Annotated in this window: 1 protein-coding gene; it reads left to right on the forward strand. The window is 63.3% G+C overall.

Annotated elements, in window-relative coordinates; genetic code table 11:
• Entirely contained in the window at positions 1 to 26,784 is a 26,784-nt protein-coding gene (locus tag KFF05_07360) for a FecR domain-containing protein (protein ID UTW53162.1), read from the forward strand.
• Positions 26,785 to 26,844: the final 60 nt, after the last annotated feature.

A 26,844-nucleotide genomic window follows, 5' to 3' on the forward strand; every position in this document is an offset into this window, starting at 1 on the left:
ATGGCCGAGACCACCCAGACCCCTGGTGGCACCCCCCAGACCCACACCCTGTCGGCGTCTGGCGCTGATGTCTTGACCCTGCCCGAGGGTCTTTCCATATCCGAAGCCGAATTCGCGGTTGATGGTTCCGACCTTGTTTTGACCTTCCCTGATGGGTCGAAGGTCACGGTCGAGGATTATTACGAGCAGGCCCAGCCGCCGCAGCTTGCCTCCGCTGATGGCGCCAATCTTTCCGGCGACATGGTGGTCCAGCTGACGGGCACGCCTGACAGCGCCAATTCCTCCACGATCCAGCAGTTCGCCGATGCCGCGTCCGGTACTCAGGTGATCGGCGGCACCGACGGTGCGCCGATCGGCACGGTCAAGACGCTGAGCGGCGAGGTCTGGGTGACCCGCGCCGACGGAACCCGCGTCCAGCTCCAGGCCGGGGACCAGGTTTACCAGGGTGACAGCATCGAAACCGGCCCCAAGGGTGCCATCGGCGTGCTCCTCGCCGACGAAACCACCTTCTCCATGGGTGAAGCCAGCTCGATGGTCCTGGACGAGATGGTCTACGATCCGGCGACCCAGAACGGCTCCCTCAACGTTTCCGTGGTTCAAGGTGTGTTCACCTTCGTGTCCGGCCAGGTCGCCAAGACCGACCCCGATGCCATGAAGATCGACACCCCGGTCGCCACCATCGGTATCCGCGGCACCCAGGTTGGTATCGAAATCCCGCCGGCCGGCGAGGGCGACATGCAGGTCGTCCTGATGCAGGAAGCGGACGGCTTCGTCGGCGAAGTCGTGATCGAAAACAATTCCGGCCAGGTCGTGATGAACCAGGGTGGGGATTTCGTCTCCATCCCGAGCTACGATTCCCAGGCTTCCCAGCGCGGCCACATGACCGACGACGACATCGTCGAACGCCACGCCACCACCCTGAAGCACCTGCCGGTCGAGTCCACCGATGGTGACCGCACCTCGGGCAACCACTTCGGCCTGCAGGAAGACATCGAACAGGGCACCAACCAGGAACAGGGCCAGCAGGACGATCAGCCGTCCGCCGAGGAACTGGCGAACACGGAAACCGCCGCCGGCGGCAATCAGGACGAAACCCAGCAGCCGACGCCAGAGCTTGATGCGCAGCCCGATTTGACCGATCAGCCTTCGGCTGAAGATCTGAACAATTTGGATACGCAGGCCGGCGGCCAGCAAGGCTTCCAGGAAGACTTCACCGACGTCACGACCGAAATCGACCCGTTCGCCCCGAACACCCAGGACACGGGCTTGGGCGAAAACACCACTCCCCAAAACAATACGACGACACCGACCAACACCGGTGCTTCGGCAAATAAACCGAGCGAGACCGAACAGGTCTTCGTCGGCGACGGTGCCTCCGTCAATGCAGGCGCCGGAAGCGGCCTTGAAGACAACGTGATCAATCTGCCGTTGACGGTCAACAAGGTCGATGCGAACGACACGCTGTCGGTCACCCTTACCGGGATTCCCGAGGGGGCCGTCCTGCGCAGCGGCGGCTCTGTAATCACGGTAACGGGCGGGTCGGCGACTTTGACCGAGTCCCAGATCTCCGGTCTCAACATCACCCCGCCGGAAAACTATTCCGGCAGCTTCAATATCGGTGTGTCCGCGACCACGATCGAAGGCGGCGTGATTTCCAATGCGACCACGGGGACCATCAGCGTCGACGTGACGGGCGTGGCCGATGCGCCGACGTTGACCATGTCGGTCGGCGACGAAGTGTCAGGCGCGGTGCCGTTGAACATCACCGGGACCACGCCGGACACCGACGGCAGCGAAACCGTCAGCGTCACGATCAGTGATATTCCGGTCGGGGCGGTTCTCAATCTGGGCGGCGGCCTGACCTTCACGGCGACGGACGGCAACACCAGCGTTACCTTGTCGCCGGAACAGCTTACCGGGCTGACCATCGTGCCGGTCGGTGAGGATGAATTTACCCTCAGCGTTACGGCGACGACGACGGAGAGGGATGGCGACAGCCAGACGCTGGCCCCGCAGTCCTTGGTTGTTGATCCGGCCAATCTGGCCGACGGCGCGACCCTTGTATTGGGTGATGTCAGCGGCAACGAAGATACAGCCATCGCCCTGCCGATTTCCATCGACAAGGCCGATGAGGGCGAAACCGCCGAGATTACGCTTTCCGGCATTCCGCAGGGTGCGGAATTGTCCAACGCCAATGGCCCGATCACGGTCAATGAAGACGGCACGGTCGTTCTCTCCGAGGCTGATTTGGAAGGCTTGCAGATCATCCCGCCGGCCAACAGCGATGCGGACATGTCCATCGGCGTTTCCGTCGTCACGAAAGACGGCGACAGCACGTCCGAGCCGACAACCGGCACGATCAACGTCGGCGTCGACGGCGTGGCGGATGTGCCGACCTTGGTCGTCGACAGCGCCTTGTCCGGTGTCGAGGACGGTGGCCCGATCGCCCTCGATATTTCGTCCGCACTGACCGATACGGACGGCTCGGAAACGCTCAGTGTGACCATTTCCGACATTCCGCCGGGTGCGACCATTACGCTGGCCAACGGCATTTCCTTTACGGCGTCCGAGGGCAATACCTCGCTCGATCTGACGCCATCGCAACTGCAGGGCCTGACCGTAACCCCGGCCCTGAATAGCGGCGCCGATTTCGCGCTGACCGTAACCGCGACCTCGACGGAAGCAAACGGCGACACCGCGACCCAGACCGCAACCATCGATGTTTCCGTGGCCTCCCAGGCCGACGCGCCGACGGTCACCGTTGACGCCGCTTCCGGGTTGGAAGACGGCGGCTCGATCGCGCTCAATATCGATCCCCAGGCGGCCGCTGAGGACATCAACGGCGAAGTCGTGTCCGTGACCATCACGGGCGTGCCCGAAGGCGCGCAGCTTTCCGCCGGTACCTTCAACGCGGATACCGGCGAATGGACGGTCTACGCGGCTGATCTGGAAGGCCTGTCCGTCACCTTGCCGGAAGACTTTGACACTGACTTCTCTCTGCAGGTCTCGGCCACGGCCCAGGAAACCGATCCGGATACGGGCGCGGTCACCACGGCGACATCCGATCCGGTGGCGCTTGACGTTTCCGTCATCGCGCAGGCCGATGCGCCGACCGTGTCGGTCGATGCAGTGTCCGGTCTGGAAGACGGCGCGGCCATTCCGTTGACCATCGACGCCGCCACGGCGGCCGAGGACATCAATGGCGAGATTACCGGCTTCACTGTCTCCGACATCCCAGTCGGCGCCACCTTGAACCTGCCGGGCGGCTTCACCTTCACGGCGACGGAAGGCAACACGTCGATCGACCTGTCGCCGGCGCAGGTCGAAGGTTTGTCGATTTCCCTGCCTGAAAACTTCGATACGGACTTCGCGCTCTCCGTCAGCGCGACGGCGACGGAAACCGACCCGGAAACCGGTGAAGTTACCGAAGCCACCAGTGCGCCTGTTTCCCTGGGTGTCTCGATCATTGCCCAGGCCGACGCGCCGACGGTCACCGTGGACGCGGCGTCCGGTTTGGAAGACGGCGGCCCGATTGCACTCAATATCGATCCGCAGGCGGCTGCCGAAGACATCAACGGCGAGATCGTTTCCGTGACCATCACGGGTGTACCGGAAGGGGCAACCCTGTCGGCCGGTTCCTTCAATGCGGAGACGGGCGAGTGGACGGTTCCCGCCGCCGACGTCGCCGGCCTTACAGTTTCCCTGCCGGAAGACTTCGATACCGACTTCTCGCTGCAGGTTTCGGCCACGGCGCAGGAAACCGACCCTGAAACGGGCGAAGTCACCACGGCGACCTCGACCCCGGTGGCGCTTGACGTTTCCGTCATCGCCCAGGTCGATGCGCCGACGGTTGACGTCGAAGCCGCGCTCGGTAACGAAGATACCGCCATCGCGCTGAACATCGATCCGCAGGCCGCGGCCCAGGATACTAACGGCGAGGTGACGGAGGTAACGATTTCCGGTATCCCCGTCGGCGCCACCCTGAATCTGCCGGGTGGACAGTCTTTCACGGCGACCGATACCAATTCCAGCGTGACGCTGACCCCGGCGCAGCTTGAAGGCCTGACCATCACGCCGCTGGCCGACAGCGCCGACGACTTCCAACTTACCGTCACCGCGACGGCGCAGGAAACCGACCCGGACACGGGCGAGGTCACCACCGCGACTTCCGATCCGGTAACCTTGGACGTCACCGTTCAGGGCGTGGCCGACGGGGCACAGGTTGGCGACACGACCGCCACGGGTATTGAAGATACTGCGATTCCGTTCACGCTCGATGTGTCCGAACTGGACACCGACGGCTCGGAAACACTGTCCGTCACCCTGTCCAATATTCCCGCAGGCGCGGTTATTACTCGCAACGGCGAAGCGCTTGAAATCGTTGACGGTCAGGTGACCTTGGGCGAGGGCGAACTGGACGGCTTGGCGATCCTGCCGCCGGTCGATTTCTCGGGCAACCTCGACCTGACGGTCTCGGCGACGACGACGGACGAAGGTGATGTGTCGGAAACGGCGCTGGGGAGTGTCTCCATTGACGTGACCGGCGTGGCCGATGCGCCGGAACTGGATCTGAACGACGCCCTTGGCAACGAAGACACGGCGATTCCACTCGACATTTCGGCCACCCTGCCGGACGGTTCGGAAACGCTGAGCCTCAGCATTTCCGGAATCCCTGACGGCGCCGTTCTGACGGTGACGAACCCGGCCGGAAATCCGGTCCAAGTTCACGTTGTCGATGGCGTCGCGAAAATTCCCAACGGCCTTGTGGGGGGCGACATCGCCATCACCCCGCCGACCGACAGCTCCGACGATTTTGCTTTGACCGTGACGGCAACCTCGAAGGACGGCGGCTCTATCGCCACGACCCAGGGCATCATGAACGTGACCGTCGCGGGGGTCGCCGACGGTGCGGTTGTCACCGACACGGTGGCTACGGGCTTGGAAGACACGCTGATCCCGATCACCATCGACGTTGCCGAACTGGACACCGACGGTTCGGAAACTCTGTCGGTGACTCTGTCCAACATTCCCCAGGGCGCGGTTATCCTGCGCAATGGTGAGCCGGTGGCGGTCAACGAAGACGGCACCGTGACCCTTGCCGAAGGCGAACTGGACGGCCTGGCCGTTCTGCCGCCGGCCAACTTCTCCGGTGCCTTCGACATCGCCGTGTCGGCGACGACCACGGACGAGGGCGATGTGTCCGAAGCGGCGCTTGGCTCGATCTCCGTCGATGTGGCCGGTGTTGCCGACGGCGCGGCCCTGAATTTCGATACGGCTGTGGGCGACGAGGACACGGCCATTTCCTTGCCGATCTCCATCGACAAGGCCGATGAAAGCGAAACCGCCGAGATCACCCTGTCCGGCATTCCGCAGGGGGCCGTTCTGGCCAACGCCAATGGTCCGATCACCGTCAACGAAGACGGCACGGTTGTCCTCAGCGAAGCCGACCTGGAAGGTTTGCAGATCACCCCGCCGGCCAACAGCGATGTGGATATGCCGATCGGCGTTTCCGTTGTCACGACCGACGGCGACAGCACGTCCGAGCCGACGACCGGCACGATCACCGTCGGTGTCGACGGCGTGGCCGACGTGCCGACGTTGGAAGTGGGTTCGGCGGTTGAGGGAACCGGCTTCCGCGGCGATGCGATCCCGCTGGATATCTCCTCTGCTCTGACAGACACCGATGGCTCCGAGACTCTCTCTGTGTCCATTTCCGGCGTGCCCGCCGGTGCCACGCTCAGCGCGGGCACCTATGACGAAGAGTCCGATACCTGGACCCTGACGCTCCAGGAACTGGAGGGGCTGTCCGTCAGTGTCGCCGATGATTATGACACCGATTTTCAGCTGACCGTCACCGCGACCTCGACGGAAGGCGACGGCGGCGACACGGCGACCCAGACCGCGACCATCGATATTGATGTCAACCGCGACGTCCTGACCGGTGGCGACGACACGTTCCAGATGGACGACGATGCCGTCGTCTACGCGGGCGAGGGTGATGACGTCATCACCGGCACCGACGGCGACGACGCCATTTTCGGTGAGGCCGGAAACGACATTCTTATCGGCGGCGCCGGAAGCGACCTGTTGGATGGCGGCGACGGCATCGATACGGTCGATTTCTCGGCCCTGGATCCGAATTCACCGCTGTACATCGATCTTGGCGAAGGCGAAGCCACGGTCGGCGACGGTCTGGATACGCTCGTCAGCATCGAAAACGTCATCGGCGGCGCCGGGGACGACATCATCGTCGGTTCCGACGGCGACAACGTTTTGGCCGGCGGTCTTGGCGACGATACGCTCACTGGCGGTGGCGGCGATGACACGATCATCGGCGGCGACGGCACGGATACCGCCGTGTTCGAAGACAATTTCGAAGAATTCACCGTCAACCTGGACAGCGACAGCGGTGAGTTGAGCGTCGGCGGCAGCGACCTTGATGGCAACGACACCCTGATCGATGTCGAGGTTCTGCAGTTTGGCGACCTGACCATCACGGTCGAAGACCTGTTGAACGCGGCCATGCCCGACCTGGACGTGTCGGCGGTCGACACCAGCACGGTTGAAGACGTGGCCGTGGCCCTGCCGATCAGCGCCTCCCTGGCCGACAGCGTCGCCGACGGCACGGAAACCCTCAGCGTGACCCTGTCCGGCATTCCCGAAGGGGCGGTGCTGAGCGTCGACGGCGTGCCGCTTGACGTTGTCGATGGGTCCATCACCTTCGCCGATGGCGTCGTGCCCGAAGGCCTGGCCATCCTGCCGCCGCCCAACAGCGCGGAAGACATGCAGATCACCGTCAGCGCCACGTCCCAATCCGTGGCCACCGTCGACGGTGTGGCCCAGACCACGACCAGCGAACAGGTTCTGAACGTCACCGTTGCGCCGGATGCGGAAGCGCCGGTGGTGACCGCCGCCGGGGCCGATGCCTTGACCTTCAACGAAGACGCCGGCGCCATTGACGTCGGTGCCCTGTTCAGCGCCGTGACTGTGGAGCCGGGCGAGGAAATCGCCTCCTTCACCATCGGCGGCCTGCCGGAAGGTGCCACCCTGTCCGGCCAGGTTACCGACAACGGCGACGGCACCTTCACCATCGCTGCCGAAGATTTGGGCGACGTGAAGCTCAACCTGCCGGAAGACTTCGATGAGAACTTCTCCCTGCAGGTTTCCGCCACGGCCTCTCAGACCGATCCGGAAACGGGTGACATCGACTACGAAACGTCCGCGCCCATCGATGTGCCGTTGAACATCATCGCCCAGGCCGATGCACCGACGGTCACCGTCGATGCGGCTTCGGGTCTGGAAGATGGTGGTCCGATCGCACTCAACATCGATCCGCAGGCGGCAGCCCAGGACATCAACGGCGAAGTGGTCTCCGTGACCATCACCGGTGTGCCTGAGGGCGCCACGCTGTCGGCCGGTTCCTACAATGCTGATACCGGCGCATGGACGGTCGACGCGGCCGACGTGGAAGGCCTCACGGTCTCGCTGCCGGAAGACTTCGATACTGATTTCTCGCTGCAGGTCTCGGCCACGGCACAGGAAACCGACCCGGAAACCGGTGAAGTTACCGAAGCCACCAGTGCGCCCGTTTCCCTGGATGTCTCCGTCATTGCCCAGGCCGACGCACCGACGGTCACGGTCGACGCGGCTTCCGGTTTGGAAGACGGCGGCCCGATTTCCCTGAATATCGATCCGCAGGCGGCTGCCGAAGATATCAACGGCGAAGTGATCTCCGTGACCATCACGGGCGTGCCGGAAGGGGCGACCCTATCTGCCGGCTCCTATAACGCCGAGACGGGCGAATGGACGATCGATGCGGCGGACGTGGAAGGCCTCACAGTCTCCCTGCCGGGAGACTTCGATACCGATTTCTCGCTGCAGGTTTCGGCCACGGCACAGGAAACCGACCCGGAAACCGGAGACATCACCACGGCAACCTCCGATCCGGTTTCGCTTGACGTTTCCGTCATCGCGCAGGCCGATGCGCCGACCGCATCGGTCGAAGCGGCATCCGGTCTGGAAGACGGCGCGGCCATTCCGTTGTCCATCGACGCCACCACGGCGGCGGAGGACATCAACGGCGAGATCACAACTTTCACCATCTCCGACATCCCGGTCGGCGCCACCCTGAACCTGCCGGGCGGCCTGACCTTCACGGCCACCGACGGCAATACCTCTGTCGATCTGGACCCGGCCTTGGTCGATGGCCTTTCGATCTCCTTGCCGGAAGATTTCGACACCGATTTCTCACTCACCGTCACCGCGACGGCGCAGGAAACCGACCCGGACACGGGCGAGGTCACCACGGCGACCTCCGCACCGGTGGCGCTTGACGTTTCCGTCATCGCCCAGGCCGACGCGCCGACGGTTACCGTCGATGCGGCGTCCGGTCTTGAAGACGGCGGCCCGATTGCGCTCAACATCGACCCGCAGGCGGCTGCCGAAGACATCAACGGCGAGATCGTCTCCGTGACCATCAGCGGTGTGCCGGAAGGCGCCACGTTGTCCGCCGGTACGTTCAATTCAGATACGGGCGAATGGACGGTCGATGCGGCGGATGTGGACGGCCTGACGGTCTCCCTGCCGGAAGACTTTGACACCGATTTCTCGTTGCAGGTTTCGGCCACCGCCCAGGAAACCGATCCGGAAACGGGCGAGATCTCCACGGCGACTTCGACCCCGGTACCGCTTGAGGTTTCCGTCATCGCCCAAGTCGATGCGCCGACCGCAGTGGTCGATGCTGCCTCCGGTCTGGAAGACGGCGGGGCCATCCCTCTGTCCATCGGCGGCACCACGGCGGCCGAGGATATCAACGGCGAAATTACCGGCTTCACGGTGTCCGACATTCCCGTCGGCGCGACCCTGAACCTGCCGGGTGGCCTGACCTTCACGGCGACGGACGGCAACACGTCGATCGACCTGTCGCCGGCCCAGGTCGAAGGACTTTCGATCTCCCTGCCGCAAGACTTCGATACGGACTTCTCGCTGACCGTCACGACGACGGCGCAGGAAACGGACCCGGATACGGGCGAGGTTACCGAAGCCACCAGTGCGCCTGTTTCCCTGGGTGTTTCGGTCGGCGCCGTTGCTGACGCACCGACGGTTACGGTCGATGCGGCGTCCGGTCTTGAAGACGGCGGCCCGATTGCGCTCAACATTGATCCGCAGGCGGCGGCACAGGACATCAATGGTGAAATCGTCTCCGTGACCATTACGGGCGTGCCGGAAGGGGCGACCCTGTCGGCCGGCTCCTATAACGCCGAGACGGGCGAATGGACGGTTGATGCCGCCGATGTGGAAGGCCTCACAGTCTCCTTGCCGGAAGATTTCGACACCGATTTCTCGCTGGAGGTCTCTGCCACGGCGCAGGAAACCGATCCGGAAACCGGTGCGGTTACCACGGCGACCTCCGATCCGGTGGCGCTTGACGTTTCCGTCATCGCTCAGGTCGATGCGCCGACAGTTGATGTTGATGCCGCGTTGGGCAACGAAGACACCGCCATTCCGCTGACCATCGATCCCGCTGCCGCCGGCCAGGACCTCCAAGGCCAGGTCACCTCGGTGACGATTTCGGGCATCCCCGTGGGGGCGACCCTCAACCTGCCGAACGGTCTGACTTTCACGGCGACGGATGCCAATTCGACCGTCTCCCTGACCCCGGCGCAGTTGGAAGGCTTGACCATCACGCCGCTGGCCGACAGCGCTGATGATTTCCAATTGACCGTCACGGCGACGGCGACGGAAACCGACCCGGATACGGGTGAAGTCACCACGGCGACTTCCGATCCGGTCACCTTGGACGTCACCGTTCAGGGCGTGGCTGACGGGGCCGCTGTGGGCAACACCACGGCGTCCGGCATCGAAGACCTGGCCGTTCCGTTCACCGTCGACGTGTCCGAACTGGACACGGACGGTTCGGAAACCCTTTCCGTAACCCTGTCCAACATCCCCGAGGGTGCGATCATCACCCGCAATGGCGAAGTGCTTGAAGTTGTCGAGGGCTCCGTCACCCTGGGTGAGGGCGAACTGGACGGCCTGGCGATCCTGCCGCCGGCTGATTTCTCGGGCAATCTTGAACTGACCGTTTCCGCCTCGACCACGGATGAAGGCGATGTGTCCGCCGTTTCGACCGGTACCGTCTCCATCGACGTGGCGGGCGTCGCCGATGGCGCCGGCCTGAACCTGGGTGCCGCCTCGGGCGATGAGGACACGGCCATTGCCCTGCCGATCACCATCGATAAGGCCGATGAAAGCGAAACCGCGCAGATCACCTTGTCGGGCATTCCGCAGGGCGCCGTGCTGTCCAACGCCAATGGTCCGATCACTGTGACCGCCGGTGTCGCGGTGCTGAGTGAAGCGGACCTGGACGGTCTGCAGATCCTGCCGCCGAACGACAGCAGCGCCGATTTCCCGATCAACGTTTCCGTCGTGACGACGGACGGCACGTCCGTTTCCGATGTGGCGTCGGGCACCATTTCCGTCAGCGTCGACGGTGTGGCTGATATTCCGAGCCTCACGATCGGTGACGTGTCGGGGGCCGAAGACAGCGCCATCCCGCTGAACATCTCCGCCGGCCTGGGCGACCTGGACGGCTCGGAAAGCCTGAGCGTCACGATCTCCGGCGTGCCCGCAGGTGCCACCCTGAACAACGGGACCTATAACGCTGAAAACGGCACCTGGACTCTGACCGCCGCCGACTTGGCGGGCCTGACCGTTACCCCGGCGACCAATGACGATACGGACTTCGAACTGACCGTTACCGCGACGGCAACGGACACCGATCCTGACACCGGCGACATTTCAACGGAAAGCGTGACCGGCACCATGAACGTCGTCGTTGACGCCCAGGCCGACGCGCCGACCCTGACCCTGACCGACGCCGCCGGCTCGGAAGACCTTCCGATCGCCCTGAACATCGACGCGGGCCTGACGGACGACAGCGAAGTGCTATCCGTGTCGATCTCGGGCGTACCCGCGGGCGCCACGCTTTCCGCCGGTACCTACGATGCCGAGAGCGATACCTGGACCGTCGATCCTGCCGACTTGGCCGGCCTGACCGTTGCGCCGCCGACCAATTCCAACGAAGACTTCACTTTGACCGTGACGGCGACCTCGGCGGAATCCGATGGTTCCACGGCCAGCACCACCTCGACCTTGAACGTCGCAGTGACGGGCGTTGCCGACGCTCCGACCCTGTCCGTGAACCTGGGTGAAGGCACCTTGGTTGAGAACGGCGACGCGACGCTGGGCAGTGTCACCATCACCAACATGGGTAATGCCACCGCCGGGTATAACAACAGCTATGGCTATTACGTCATCGGCGAGGACGGCACGCCGCAAAGCGGCAAGGTCATCTGGGACAACGTCAAGAACGACGTGGGCGATACCTTCACCCTGGACGGTGTTGATCCCGCCACCATCGGCTTCTTTGTCATTCCCAACGGCGACGACCTGAACTGGAACCTTCAGGACGGCATGGACGTGACCTTCGCCCAGAGCCCGATCACCGGAAACTGGTACGCGGCTGGCCCCAACGGACTTCCCTTGCACGGCGCAGGCGACCCGGTGCTGTTTTCCGATCCGGCCCTGAATGAATTCAACTTCGACTACACCCAGGATACGGGTAGCCCCGGTAACCAGAACTGGGAAGACCTGTTCTTGGGCGGCGACTTCAATTTCAATGACGTCAACATGCAGGTGGACACGGCCCCGGGTCAGCCCGGTGGCCCGGACGTGGTGGAATATCCGCTCGACATCAACGCGGCACTGACCGACACGGATGGCTCCGAAACCCTCAGCGCCACGATCAGCGGCCTGCCCACCGATGCCACGCTGACGCTTGCCGACGGCACGGTCCTGACCTCGACCGGCCCCGACGACAGCTTCGATCTGACCTCCGATCAGCTTCTTGGCATCACCTTGACCGTGCCGGCCGAGGCGACGGACTTCGACCTGTCGGTGACCGCGACCGCGACGGAAAACGATGGCGATACGGCGACCGTGGGAACCACGGTGGCGGTGGATGTTCCAGACCCTGTCGCGGATGCGGCGGAACTGGACGTGTCGCCCGCCACCGGCGACGAAGACACGGCCATTCCGTTGACCATCGATGCGGCCCTGACGGACGAAAGCGAAACCCTCAGCGTGACGGTCTCCGGGATCCCGGACGGCGCCGTGCTGAAATCGGGCGACACGGTGCTGACCGTTGAAAACGGCCAGATTACCTTTGCCGACGGCGTCGTGCCCGACGACCTGACGATCACCCCGCCGACGGACAGCGCCGACGACTTCCAACTGACCGTCACCGCGACCTCGACCGAATTCGACGGCTCGTCCATCGATACGGTCAAGACCCTGGACGTGACCGTTCAGGGCGTGGCCGATGGCGCGCAGGTGACCGACACCACGGCCAGTGGTGCTGAAGACACGGCCATTCCGTTCACGGTCGATGTGACGGAACTGGACACCGACGGCTCGGAAACCCTTTCCGTCACCCTGTCGAATATCCCCGAGGGCGCGGTCATCACCCGCAACGGCGAAGCGCTTGAAATCGTTGACGGCCAGGTCACCCTGGGCGAGGGCGAACTGGACGGTCTGGCGATCCTGCCGCCGGCCGATTTCTCGGGCGATCTCGACCTGACCGTCTCTGCGACCACGACGGACGAAGGCGACGTTTCCGAAACGGCGCTGGGCACCGTGTCCATTGATGTGACCGGTGTGGCCGACGGACCGGACCTGGATCTGAGTGACGCGCTCGGCAACGAAGACACGGCCATTCCGCTTGATATTTCGGCGACCGTTACCGACGGTTCGGAAACGCTGGGTCTCAGCATCTCCGGCATTCCCGCCGACGCCACGCTGACCATCACCAATCCGGGCGGCCAGCAGGTTCCGGTTAATGTGGTCGACGGTGTCGCGAACATTCCGCCGGGCCTGATCGGCGGCCAGATTTACATCACCCCGCCGACCGACAGTGCCGACGACTTCCAGCTGACGGTTACGGCGACCTCGAAAGACGGTGATACGACCGCCACGACCACGGGCACCCTAGATGTGACCGTTCAGGGCGTCGCCGATGGTGCTGTGGTAACCGACACCACGGCCACCGGTGTTGAGGACACGGCCATTCCGTTCACGGTCGATGTGTCCGAACTGGACACCGACGGCTCGGAAACCTTGTCCGTGACCCTGTCGAACATTCCCGAGGGCGCGGTCATCACCCGCAATGGCGAAGCGCTTGAGGTTGTCGACGGCCAGGTCACCCTGGGTGAAGGCGAATTGGACGGCTTGGCAATCCTGCCGCCGGCCGATTTCTCCGGTGATCTCGATCTGACCGTTTCCGCCACCACGACGGACGAAGGCGATGTGTCCGAAACGGCGCTGGGCACCGTGTCCATCGACGTGATTGGCCAAGCCGATGGTGCGGCCCTGAACGTCGCCGATACCTCGGGCGACGAAGACACGGGCATTGCCCTGCCAATCTCCATCGACAAGGCGGACGACAGCGAAACGGCGGAAATTACGCTCTCCGGTATTCCGGAAGGGGCGATCCTGTCCAACGCCAACGGCCCGATCAACGTAACTGACGGCGTCGCGGTGCTGACCGAAGCGGACCTTGCCGGCCTGCAGATCAAGCCGGCTGCCAACAGCGACGTTGATTTCAACCTCGGCGTTTCCGTCGTGACGACGGATGGAACCTCGACCTCCGATCCGGCGACCGGCACCATTGCCGTCGGCGTCGACGGCGTCGCCGACGTGCCGACCCTGACGGTCGACAGCGCCGTTTCCGGCACGGAAGACGGCGGGCCGATCGCGCTCGACATCGCCTCGTCCCTGACCGATATCGACGGTTCGGAAAGCCTCAGCATCACGATCTCGGGCGTGCCCGTGGATGCGACCCTGTCCGCCGGTACGAAGAACGAAGACGGCACCTGGACTCTGTCCTCGGGCGATCTGGACGGTCTGTCCGTGACCCCGGGTACTGACAGCGGTGAAGACTTCCAGCTGACCGTGACCGCGACCTCGACCGAAGCGGACGGCGGTGACACGGCGTCGCAGACGGCGACCATCGACGTCTCCGTCGCATCGCAGGCCGATGCCCCGACAGTGACCGTCGATGCGGCCTCGGGCCTTGAAGACGGCGGACCCATCGCGCTGAACATCGACGCAGCGGCAGCGACCCAGGACGTGCAGGGCGAAGTGACCGGGTTCACCATTTCCGACATCCCGGTCGGCGCCACCCTGAACCTGGGCGGCGGTTTCCAGTTCACGGCGACGGAAGGCAACACCTCCGTCAACCTGACCCCGGCCATGGTTGAAAACCTGTCCATCGATTTGCCGGAAGATTTCGACGAAAACTTCTCGCTTCAGGTTTCCGCCACGGCCCAGGAAGTGGACCCGGATACCGGTGCCGTCACGACCTCGACCAGCGACCCGGTGTCGCTTGCCGTTGAAGTCGGTGCCGTTGCCGATGCTCCGACGGTCGGCGTGGAAAATGCGTCCGGCACGGAAGATGCCGGCCCCATCGCCCTGAACGTCGATCCGCAGGCGGCAGCCGAAGACATCAACGGCGAGGTCGTGTCCGTGACCATCACGGGCGTGCCCGAAGGCGCGACCCTGTCAGCCGGCGCCTTCAACGCCGACACGGGCGAATGGACGGTCGATGCGGCCGACGTCGCGGGGCTGACGGTCTCCCTGCCGGAAGATTACGATACGGACTTCACCCTGCAGGTCTCGGCCACGGCCCAGGAAACCGATCCGGAAACGGGCGCCGTCACCACGGCGACCTCCGCGCCGGTGGATCTGGACGTTTCCGTCATCGCGCAGGTCGATGCGCCGACGGTTGCCGTCGACGCGGCTTCGGGTGTCGAAGACGGCGGGGCCATTCCGCTGAACATCGATCCGGCCACGGCGGCCGGTGACATCGCGGGCGAGGTGACGTCCGTCACGATCTCCGACATTCCGGTCGGCGCCACCCTGAACCTGGGCGGCGGTTTCCAGTTCACGGCAACGGAGGGGAATACTTCCGTCAACCTGACGCCGGAAATGGTCGAAGGGCTGTCCATCTCCCTGCCGCAAGACTTCGATACGGACTTCGCGCTTTCCGTCACCGCGACGGCCCAGGGCGCCGATCCGGAAACCGGCGAACTTTCCACCGCCACCAGTGACCCTGTGTCCTTGACGGTCTCGGTCGATGCCGTGGCGGATGCACCGACGGTTGACGTCAGCAATGCCTCGGGCACGGAAGACGGTGGTCCCATCGCGCTGGATATTGATCCGGCGGCAGCGGCCCAGGACATCAACGGTGAGGTTGTTTCCGTGACCATCACCGGCGTGCCGGAAGGGGCGACCTTGTCCGCCGGGACCTTCGATGCCCAAACGGGTGAATGGACCCTGACGCCGGCCGATCTGGAAGGCCTGACCGTCTCTCTGCCGGAAGACTTTGATGAGGACTTCTCGCTTTCCGTCATCGCGACGGCCGAGGAAACCGATCCGGAAACGGGTACGGTGACGACGGCGACGTCCGCCCCGGTTGCGCTCGGCGTATCCGTTGCGGCGCAGGTCGATGCGCCGACGCTGACCGTCGATGCGGCGGCAGGTGATGAAGACACGGCCATCGCGCTGAACATCGATGCCGAAGCCGCGGCCCAGGACATTAATGGCGAGGTGACGGGAGTCACGATCTCTGGCATTCCGGCCGGTGCGACCCTGACCCTGCCGGGTGGCCTGACCTTTACCGCTTCGGAAACCAGCAACAGCGTCACCCTGACCCCGGCGCAGCTCGAAGGCCTGACCATCACGCCATTGGCCGACAGCAGCGACGATTTCCAGCTGACGGTCACCGCGACGGCCCAGGAAACTGATCCGGAAACCGGCGCGGTTACGACGACGACCTCGGCACCGGCCACCCTTGACGTTACCGTTCAGGGCCTCGCCGACGGCGCGCAAGTGACCGACACCACGGCCACCGGTGTTGAGGACACGGCCATTCCGTTCACGGTCGATGTGTCCGAACTGGACACCGACGGCTCGGAAACCCTGTCCGTGACCCTGTCGAACATTCCCGAGGGCGCGGTGATCACCCGCAACGGCGAAGCGCTTGAAATCGTCGACGGCCAGGTGACCTTGGGTGAAGGCGAATTGGACGGCTTGGCAATCCTGCCGCCGGCCGATTTCTCAGGCGATCTCGACCTGACCGTTTCGGCCACCACGACGGACGAAGGCGATGTGTCCGAAACGGCGCTGGGCACCGTGTCCATCGACGTGATTGGTCAGGCCGATGGCGCGGCCTTGAACGTCGCCGATACCTCGGGCGATGAGGACACGGGCATCGCCCTGCCGATCACCATCGACAAGGCGGACGACAGCGAAACGGCGGAAATTACGCTCTCCGGTATTCCGGAAGGGGCGATCCTGTCCAACACCAGCGGTCCGATTTCCGTGGTTGACGGCGTCGCGGTGCTGACCGAAGCGGACCTTGCTGGCCTGCAGATCAAGCCGGCTGCCAACAGCGACGTTGATTTCAACCTCGGCGTTTCCGTCGTGACGACGGATGGAACCTCGGTCTCCGACCCCGCCACCGGCACCATTGCCGTCGGTGTCGACGGCGTCGCCGACGTGCCGACCCTGACGGTCGACAGCGCCGTTTCCGGCACGGAAGACGGCGGGCCGATCGCGCTCGACATCGCCTCGTCCCTGACCGATATCGACGGTTCGGAAAGCCTCAGCATCACGATCTCGGGCGTGCCCGCGGACGCGACCTTGTCCGCCGGGACGAAGAACGAAGACGGCACCTGGACTCTGTCCTCGGGCGACCTCGACGGTCTGTCCGTGACCCCGGGCGCCGACAGTGGCGAAGATTTCCAGCTGACCGTGACCGCGACCTCGACCGAAGCGGACGGCGGCGACACGGCGTCGCAGACGGCGACCATCGACGTCTCCGTCGCATCGCAGGCCGATGCCCCGACGCTGACCGTCGATGCGGCGGCAGGTGACGAAGACACGGCGATCGCGCTGAACATCGATGCCGAAGCCGCGGCCCAGGACATCAATGGCGAGGTGACGGGGGTTACGATCTCCGGCATTCCGGCTGGTGCGACCCTGACCCTGCCGGGCGGCCTGACCTTTACCGCTTCGGAAACCAGCAACAGCGTCACCCTGACGCCAGCGCAGCTCGAAGGCCTGACGATCACGCCGGCGACCGACAGCAGCGACGATTTCCAGCTGACGATCACCGCCACGGCCACGGAAACCGATCCGGATACGGGCGACGTCACCACGGCGACCTCGGCACCGGCCACTCTGGACGTCACCGTTCAGGGCGTCGCTGACGGCGCCCAGGTGACCGACACGACGGCTTCCGGCGCTGAAGACACGGCGATCCCGCTGACCATCAATGTCACGGAACTGGACACCGACGGTTCGGAAACCTTGTCCGTTACCCTGTCCAACATTCCCGAAGGTGCGGTGCTGACCCGCAACGGCGAGCCCCTTGAAATCGTCAACGGCTCCGTGACCCTGGGCGAGGGCGAACTGGACGGCCTGGAAATCACGCCGCCGACTGACTTCGCGGGCAATTTCGATATCACCGTGTCGGCCACGACCACCGATGAAGGCGATGTGTCCGAAACCGCCACCGGTACCATCAGTGTCGATGTGAGCGGCGGTGCCGACGGTGCTGCGGTCACCTTGGGCAGCGCCCAGGGCGACGAAGACACGTTCATCGACCTGCCGATCACCATCGACAAGGCGGACGAAAGCGAAACGGCGCAAATCACCCTGTCCGGCATTCCGCAGGGTGCGGTGCTGTCAAACGCCAACGGTCCGATCAACGTGACCGACGGCGTCGCGGTGCTGAGCGAAGCGGACCTTGCCGGTCTGCAAATCAAAGCGCCCGCCAACAGCGGCGCCGATTTCCCGCTGAACGTCTCTGTCGTCACCACAGACGGTAACAGCACGTCCGATCCCGCGACCGGTACGATCAACGTGGGTGTCGATGCCGTGGCCGATGTGCCGACGTTGACTGTCGACAGCGTCACCGGCAGCGAAGATGCGGCGATCCCGTTGAACATCTCGGCCGGTTTGAACGATACCGACGGCTCGGAAGTTCTCAGCATCACCATTTCCGACGTGCCCCCGGGTGCGGTTCTGACCCTGGCGGACGGTTCGTCCTTTACGGCGACGCCGGAGAACACCACCTTCCTGTTCGCTGGTGATCAGCTTGAAGGCCTGACCATCACGCCGCCGGAGAATTCCGATGCGGACTTCTCCCTGAACGTCGTCGCGACGTCGCTGGATACCGATCCGGACACGGGTGCGGTGACGACCAGTTCGGTTGAAGGTGCCATGACCGTCAGTGTCGACCCCGAAGCGGATGCGCCGACCCTGGAACTGGCTGATTCCGCCGGCACGGAAGACCTGCCCATCGCCCTAGACATTGGGGCGGCTCTGACCGACGCCAGCGAAACCCTGTCGGTGACGATCACGGGTGTGCCCCAAGGTGCCACCCTGTCCGCCGGTAGCTACGATGCCGAAACGGATACTTGGACCGTTGATCCTGCTGAACTGGGCGGCCTGACCGTCACACCGGCGCCGAATTCCAACGAGGACTTCACCTTGACGGTGACGGCGACCTCCACGGAATCCGACGGCTCGACGGCCTCGACCTCCTCGACCCTCAACGTCGCCGTGACCGGCGACGCCGATGCCCCGACGCTCAGCGTTACCCTGGGAGAAGGTGTGCCGACGACCACTGGTGGTTCCGGCGGTTCCGGTGGTTCGAACGGGTCCGGCGGTTACGTTGGCGACGGCTCAAACCTGCAGAATCAGTTCGTTGACAGCAATGCCCAGAACCACACCGCGGGCGGTGGCGATGACGTCTGGGTCGTCGACCGTGACCTGCGCATGAATGAATCCTTCACCATGGGCGGCGGTAACGACACGCTTGTCATCAACGGTGACGTCGGCGGCGGCACTAATATCAATCTGGGCGGCGGCAACGACAGCGTCACCATCAACGGCGATATCACCGGCAACGCATCGATCAACGGCGCCGGTCAAACCAATGGTGGCGGAGATGTGGTCTACCTGGGCAAGGATTCGGATCACTATGAGTTCCGGAACTTCACCGACAACAACGGTAAGATCAACACCCAGGTGTTTGATAAAGATACGGGTCAGACGCTGACCATCAACAACGTTGAAGCCATCGCCTTTGGCGACGGGACCTTTGTCGGCAACGAAGATCTTGTCCAGTTTGAAACCCCGGGTGGGGTGGATGTCGTCGAGTATCCGCTCGACATTAATGCCGCTTTAACCGACATCGACGGTTCGGAAACCCTTTCGGCGACCATTTCAGGCGTGCCCGAGGGCGCGGTCCTGACCTTGGCCGACGGCACGGTCTTTACCTCGACCGGCACGGGTGATGAATTCGATCTGACGGCCGGACAGTTGACGGGCATCACCCTGACGGTCCCGGCTGATGCCACGGACTTCAACCTGTCCGTCACGGCGACGGCGACGGAAAACGACGGCGATACGGCCAGCGTCAGCACGATTGTCGGGGTTGATGTGCCGGATCCGGTCGCCGATGCACCGGAACTGAACGTGTCCGATGCCTCCGGCGCGGAAGACAACGCCATTCCGTTGACCATTGACGCGGCCCTGACCGATGCCGACGAAAGCTTGAGCGTCACGATCTCCGGCATTCCGGACGGCGCGGTCCTGAAATCTGGCGATACCACCCTGGTGGTCGAAAACGGCGCCATCACCTTTGAAGACGGCGTGGTGCCGGACAACCTGACCATCCAGCCGTCGGCGAACTCCGACGTCGACATGGCGCTGACGGTGACCGCGACTTCGACGGAAGTCGACGGCTCGACGGCCTCTACCACTTCGACTCTCAACGTCGCCGTAAGCGGCGTTGCCGATGCCCCGACCCTGTCGGTTGATCTGGGCGCAGGCGTGCCCACGGGCGGCTCGGAAGAAGTTCCGGGCAGCGTGACGATTACCAACGCGGCACAGGGCGAAGCCGGTTACCACAACACCTACGGCTATTATGTCATCGGCGAGGACGGCGCACCGCAGTCGGGCCAGATCATCTGGGCTGACGTAAAGGACAGCGTGGGTGATACGTTCACCCTGGATGGTGTCGACCCGGAAGATATCGGCTTCTTCGTCATCCCGAACGGTGATGGCCTGAACAACAACCTGTCCGACGGCATGAATGTCACTTTCACCCAGGGGCAGGACGGCAACTGGCATGTGGTCGGTCCCAACGGTCAGGTTCTGTCCGGTGAGGGCGACCCGGTGTTGTTCGACGATCCGACGCTCAACGAAGGCAACTTCGACTACACCCAGGACACCAGTGCGCCGGGTAACCAGAGCTGGGAAGATCTGGTCGGCGGCGGTGATAACGACTTCAACGATATTCATATCCAGGTCGATACGGTTCCGACCCAGCCGGGTACGGGCGGTCCGGAATTCGTTGAATATCCTTTGAACGTCAACGCTCTGCTGACGGACACGGACGGCTCCGAAACCCTTTCGGCGACGCTCAGCGGCATGCCTGCCGGTTCGGTTGTGACGCTTGTCGATGGAACTGAATTCACGATCACCAGCCCGACCAGCGGTGTCGATCTGACCAGCACGCAGCTTCAGGGCATCACCCTGACGGTGCCTGCGGGTTCGGAAAATTTCGACCTGCATGTCACGGCGACGGCGACGGAAGCCGACGGCGACACGGCCACCGTATCGACCAACGTCGGCGTGGACGTGCCGGTGTTCGACAACGAGGCCTCTGACCCGACGCTGACCGTTTCCGACGCTGCGGGTCTCGAAGACGGGACCATCCCGCTCGACATCGCAGCGGCCCTGACCGATACGGATGGCTCGGAATCCCTGACCGTGACTCTGTCGGGAATTCCCGACGGTGCGGTTCTCAAGTCCGGCGACACCATCTTGACGGTTGATAATGGGTCCATCACCTTCGCCGATGGCGTGGTGCCTGAAAATCTGACGATCCAACCGCCGGCCAATTCCGGTGCCGACTTCGACATCACGGTCTCCGCGACGTCGACGGAAGAAAACGGCGGTGATACCTCGACCACCACGGGCACGATCAATGTTGCCGTGGCGGCAGTCGCCGATACGGTGGCTCTCGATGTTTCCGATGCGACGATTGATGACGGCGCCACCACTGTGCCGCTCGATATTTCCGCGCAGCTGGGCGATCTGGACGGTTCGGAAGAACTGACCGTGACCATCTCGGGGATCCCGGAAGGCGTGACGCTGAGCGGCGGCGAGAAGAACAGCGACGGGTCCTGGACCCTGTCCGGCGACGACCTGCAGGATCTGACCATGACCCTGCCGTCCGGCGAAAGCACGACCTCGACGCTGTATTCGCAGAATTTCAACAGCCTGTCCGACGGCACTACTTCTGCCGGGGGCGACAACGGCTTCTCCTCCACCGGCGGTTATTCAGGCAATGACGACCGCACGGCCGTCGATAACGACCGGTTCGAATTCCAGAACCCGGTGGGCGGCAACGTCTCCACCTGGTCGAGCGCCGATATCGACATTTCGGGCCAGGAAGACGTGTCCTTCTCCTTCAACCTGAAGGGCTACGGCGATATGGAGAGCAGCGGGTCTGCCGCCGATTACTTCAAGGTTATCGCCGTGGTAGACGGTGTCGAACATGAATTGATGACTCACAACGGCGACCTGGATAACTGGTCGACCATCACGCTGGACGATATTCCCCAGGGCGACTCCCTCGTCATCAAGATGGAAGTGCGAACCACGGGCAGTGACGAAGTCTACAAGATGGACAATCTGTCGGTCGAAGGCACGACGACGGCCGTCGCGGCGCCGGTCGAGGACTTCAATCTGGAAATCACCGCCACGGCCGCCGATACGGACCCCGACACGGGGGCGATCAGCTATTCCTCGACCGAAGCGAACCTGTTGGTGACGGTCGCGGCTGAAGACGACGCCTCGGCGCCGACGGTGACCGTGTCCGACGCCGCGGGCTTGGAGGACACGCCGATTGCGCTCGACATCACCGCGGCCTTGACCGACCTGGATGGGTCGGAAGAAATCACCTCGATCACGCTGTCGGGCATTCCGACGGGGGCCACCTTGAACCACGGAACCCTCGACGAAGTCACCGGCGATTGGTCGGTTGAACTGTCGGATCTGGTCGACCTGGAAGTGACTCCGGCGGCCAATTCCAACGAGGATTTCGAGATCACGGTTTCCGTGACCTCGACGGAATCCAACGGCGGCGCCACGGCGACCACCACGGCGACCATCGACGTGGATGTAACGGGTGTGGTCGACGACTTCACGGTCGCGACCAGCGATGCCGCAGGTGCGGGCGGCGATGCCCTGCCGCTCGACATCTCGGTTGATCTGACGGACCTGGACGGCTCTGAAACGGTCAGCGTGACCCTGACGGGCATCCCCGAGGGCGCGATGCTCAACCACGGCACCTTCGACGAGGGTTCGGGCAACTGGACCCTGTCCGGCGATGACCTGGATGGTCTGACCATCAGCCTGCCGGAAACGGTCGAAGGCGAGGGCGGCGGCGAGCCTGTTTCCCTCTATTCCCAGAATTTCAATGACCTGAGCAATTACTCGCAGAGTGCCGGCGGTGCCAACGGGTTCACCACCGACGGTTCGGCCGCCGACATTAAAGGCGTCCACGGGGTCTACGGCGATGCTTATTACTTCGGGCAATCGACCAGTGACGCTTACGACGACAGCGACGTCAATCAGTGGAACAGCGCGCCCATCGACATCTCGGGCCAGGAAGACGTTACCTTCTCGTTCGACCTGCAGGCGCATGGGGACTTGGAAGAAAGTGGCTCCTACCACGACTTCTTCACGGTCATCGCCGTGGTCGATGGGGTTGAGCATGAAGTTCTCGTCAAGGACGGAAATTTCGCTAACGGACATTTCGAAATCTCCGATATTCCGGCAGGTAACGAACTGATCATCCGGATGGAAGCGAAGACGACCTCGGGCGACGAATACTTCTCGATGGACAACGTCTCCGTGGTCGGCACACCGGCCGCGGCCGAGCCCCTGGAAAGCTTCCAGATCGGCGTGGAAACGACGGTCACGGAAAGCGATGGGGCGTCTGAAACCCAGTCCACCACCTTGAACGTCGACATCAACAACGACAATGAGGCGGAAGCACCGACCTTGACGGTCTCTGACGCGGCTGGTGACGAAGATACGGCGATTGCGCTCGATATCGCCGCGGCCCTGACCGATACGGACGGCTCGGAATCCCTCAGCGTGACGCTGTCGGGCATCCCGGAAGGTGCCGTGCTGCGGGCGGGCGGTCAGCCCTTGGATGTCTCCGGTGGAGAGATCACCTTCGCCGACGGCATCATCCCCGAAGGTCTGACGATCCAGCCGCCGACCAATTCCAACGACGACTTCCAGCTGACGGTGTCGGCGACCTCGACGGAAGCCAACGGCGGCGATACGACGACGACCTCGGCGACCATCGACGTGGACGTGACCGGGGTGGTCGACGACTTCACGGTGGCAACCCAGGATGCCGCCGGTGAGGCGGGCACGGAACTGCCGCTCAGCATTGATGTCGGTCTGACGGATCTGGACGGCTCGGAAACGGTCAGCGTGACCCTGACGGGCATCCCCGAGGGGGCGACCCTGAACCACGGCACCTTCGACGAAGGGACCGGCAACTGGACGCTATCCGGCGGTGACCTCGACAATCTGACCATCAGCCTGCCGGAAACGGTCGAAGGCGAAGGCGGCGGCGAACCGCAGACCCTCTATTCCCAGAACTTCAACAGCCTGTCCGATGGGGCGACCAGCGCCGGCGGGGCCAATGGCTTCTCGACCGATGCATCGAATTCCGACACCAGCAGCTATCACGGTGTTGATGACGACCGGTATGAGTTCTCCAAGTCCGATACCAACGGCTATGACGGCGAAGACGCATTCATGACCTGGAACAGTGCCGCGATCGATATCTCTGGTCAGGAAGACGTGACCTTCAGCTTCAAGCTGGATGGCGACGGGGGGCTCGACTCAAGCGGTACCTACGCCGATTTCTTCCGCGTGATCGCGGTGGTCGACGGCGTCGAGCACGAGCTGATGACTGAGAACGGCGACGTGTGCAACACGACCTTCACCCTCGACAACATTCCCGAGGGCGACGAGCTGATCATCCGCATGGAGGTTAAGACCACGTCTTCGGACGAAGTCTACAAGATGGACAATCTGAAGGTCGAAGGCACGCCGGCGGCTGCCGAGCCCCTGGAAAGCTTCCAGATCGGCGTGGAAACCACGGTCACGGAAAGCGACGGTGCGTCCGAGACCCATTCGACGACACTCAACGTCGACATCAACAATGACAACGAGGCGGAAGCCCCGACCTTGACGGTGACGGAACAGGCGCCGACCACGGAAGACGTCGCGGTGGCGCTCAACATTGCTGCCGCCCTGACCGATACGGACGGTTCGGAAACCCTCAGCGTAACGCTGTCGGGTATTCCGGATGGTGCGGTGCTGAAGTCGGGTAATACGGTTCTGACGGTCGAAAACGGCGAAATCACCTTCGCGGACGGTGTGGTTCCGGACAATCTGTCCCTGACCCCGCCGACCAATTCGGACGCCGATATCGAACTGACGGTTTCCGCAACCTCGACCGAACAGAACGGTGGTGCGACGACAACCACGACCTCAACGATCGACATCGACGTCTCGGCCCTGGCCGACGTGCCGACGATTACCAGCGTGACGATCGGCGATCCGGTCATCACCGAAGGTACGGAAGGGGGCGCCGAAACGGTGACTATCAGTTCCGCCAACTTCGGCGAAAGCGATGCCGGCTTCTCGATCACGGCCCGGTCGATCAATTCCAACGGAACGTTGTCCGAACCTTCGGCGGATAATGTCTCGACCAACGGCTCGCCGCTCGGCTTTGGCGTTGCCGGCAGTGCGTCGGGTGACGACAGCGAGTTGGGGTACGACAGCCAGCACGATGTGTCCGAGGAACTGATCGTCAGCTTCGACGATGATGTGTCCTCGGCCGACGTGGCCTTCGCCTGGATGCATTCCGGTGAACAGGCGGAATTCAAATTGTTCCGCGATGGCGTCGAAGTCGGTTCGGGTACGATCAACGGTGTGACCGACAATATCGATGATCCGGTCGCCCTGACCGCGACGGACGGTGGCACCTTCGATCAGATCGTGTTCTCGGCGCCGGATAGTGGTGATGACTATTTGATCAACTCGATCAGCTTTGAAACACAGGGCGGCACGCCTGATGTGGCCGAATATCCCATCGACATCGTCGCCGGCCTTGCAGATACCGACGGTTCGGAAAATCTGTCCGTGACCATCGGCGGCGTGCCCGAAGGGGCCAGCCTGTCCGCCGGCACGGACAACGGTGACGGCACTTGGACGGTGTCTGGCGGCGATCTGGAGGGCCTCAGCCTTTCGGTGCCTTTCGAAGACGAAGTCGAAGGCTTTGATCTGACCTTCACGGCGACGGCGACAGAACAGTCCAACAACTCCATGGCCACCTCGGCCGCGGTTGTGGTTGCGGCGGCGGCGGTTGTTGCGCCCGAACCGGAACCGGAGCCCGAACCTGTCGAGGAAGATTTCGACGGTCTGGACATGGACGGTGAAGATAACAACAACGATGAAATGGTCGGCAATGACAATTCGAGCGACGACTGGACCGGCAACTATCAGGCCCAGACCTACGCCGGCAGCACAAAGAACGATGATCTCAACACCGGCGGCGGCGGAGATACGCTGTACGGCGGTGCCGGCAATGATGAACTGACCGGCAGCTGGGGCAACGACACGTTCTTCGGTGGCTCGGGCAATGACGAGCTCGAAGGCGGCGATGGCAACGATCTGCTGTTCGGCGGTTCCGGCAATGACGAAATCGAAGGCGGCACCGGCAACGACGAGATTCAGGGCGGTTCCGGCAACGATGAGATCGAAGGCGATGACGGCAACGATCTGCTGTATGGCGGCGCCGGCAACGATGACATCGAAGGCGGCACAGGCCATGACACGGTCTACGGCGGTTCCGGCAATGACGAAATCGAAGGCAATGACGGCAACGATCTGCTGTACGGCGGTTCCGGCAACGACGAGATCGAAGGTGGCTCGGGCCACGACACGGTCTATGGCGGCGCCGGCAACGACGAGATCGAAGGCAACGACGGCAACGACCTGCTCTACGGTGGTTCCGGCGATGACGAGATCGAGGGCGGCTCGGGCCATGACACGGTTCATGGCGGCTCCGGCGACGACGAGATCGAAGGCAATGACGGAAACGACCTGCTTTATGGTGGCTCGGGCAATGACGAGATCGAAGGCGGGGACGGCCATGACCAGTTGTTTGGTGGTCTCGGTGACGATTACCTGGAAGGCGGCTCGGGCAATGACGTTCTGTTCGGCGGTGCTGGGAACGATGTTCTGAACGGCGGTTCAGGCAACGACACCTTCATTTTCGATGCCGATAGCGGCCATGACATCATCGAAGACATCATGCTGCAGGATACGCTCGAATTCCAAGGCGAGCAGTTCGACATGAACGATATGATCTTCTCGGAGAACGAAGAAGGCGACGCGGTCATCTCCTTCGCGGGCAAGGACGACATGTCCGTGACCCTGGAGGGCGTGAAGTTCGACGACCTCGATCGCAACGGCGACGGCGATGCGTCGGAAGGCTATTCCGTAACGCAGAGCGACGACGGGTTCACCGTGAATATCGACGACACCTGACCACACCCCTCTTAGATCAGGTAACTGAAAAGGCCGGGCGCGTCATGCGTCCGGCCTCTT

It is taken from the genome of bacterium SCSIO 12827 (assembly GCA_024397995.1).
Taxonomy (GTDB): domain Bacteria; phylum Pseudomonadota; class Alphaproteobacteria; order Rhodospirillales; family Casp-alpha2; genus UBA1479.

Bases quoted from the DNA above. Each gene is read 5' to 3' on its own strand.
- KFF05_07360 (UTW53162.1), top strand. From the start codon at position 1: ATGGCCGAGACCACCCAGACCCCTGGTGGCACCCCCCAGACCCACACC.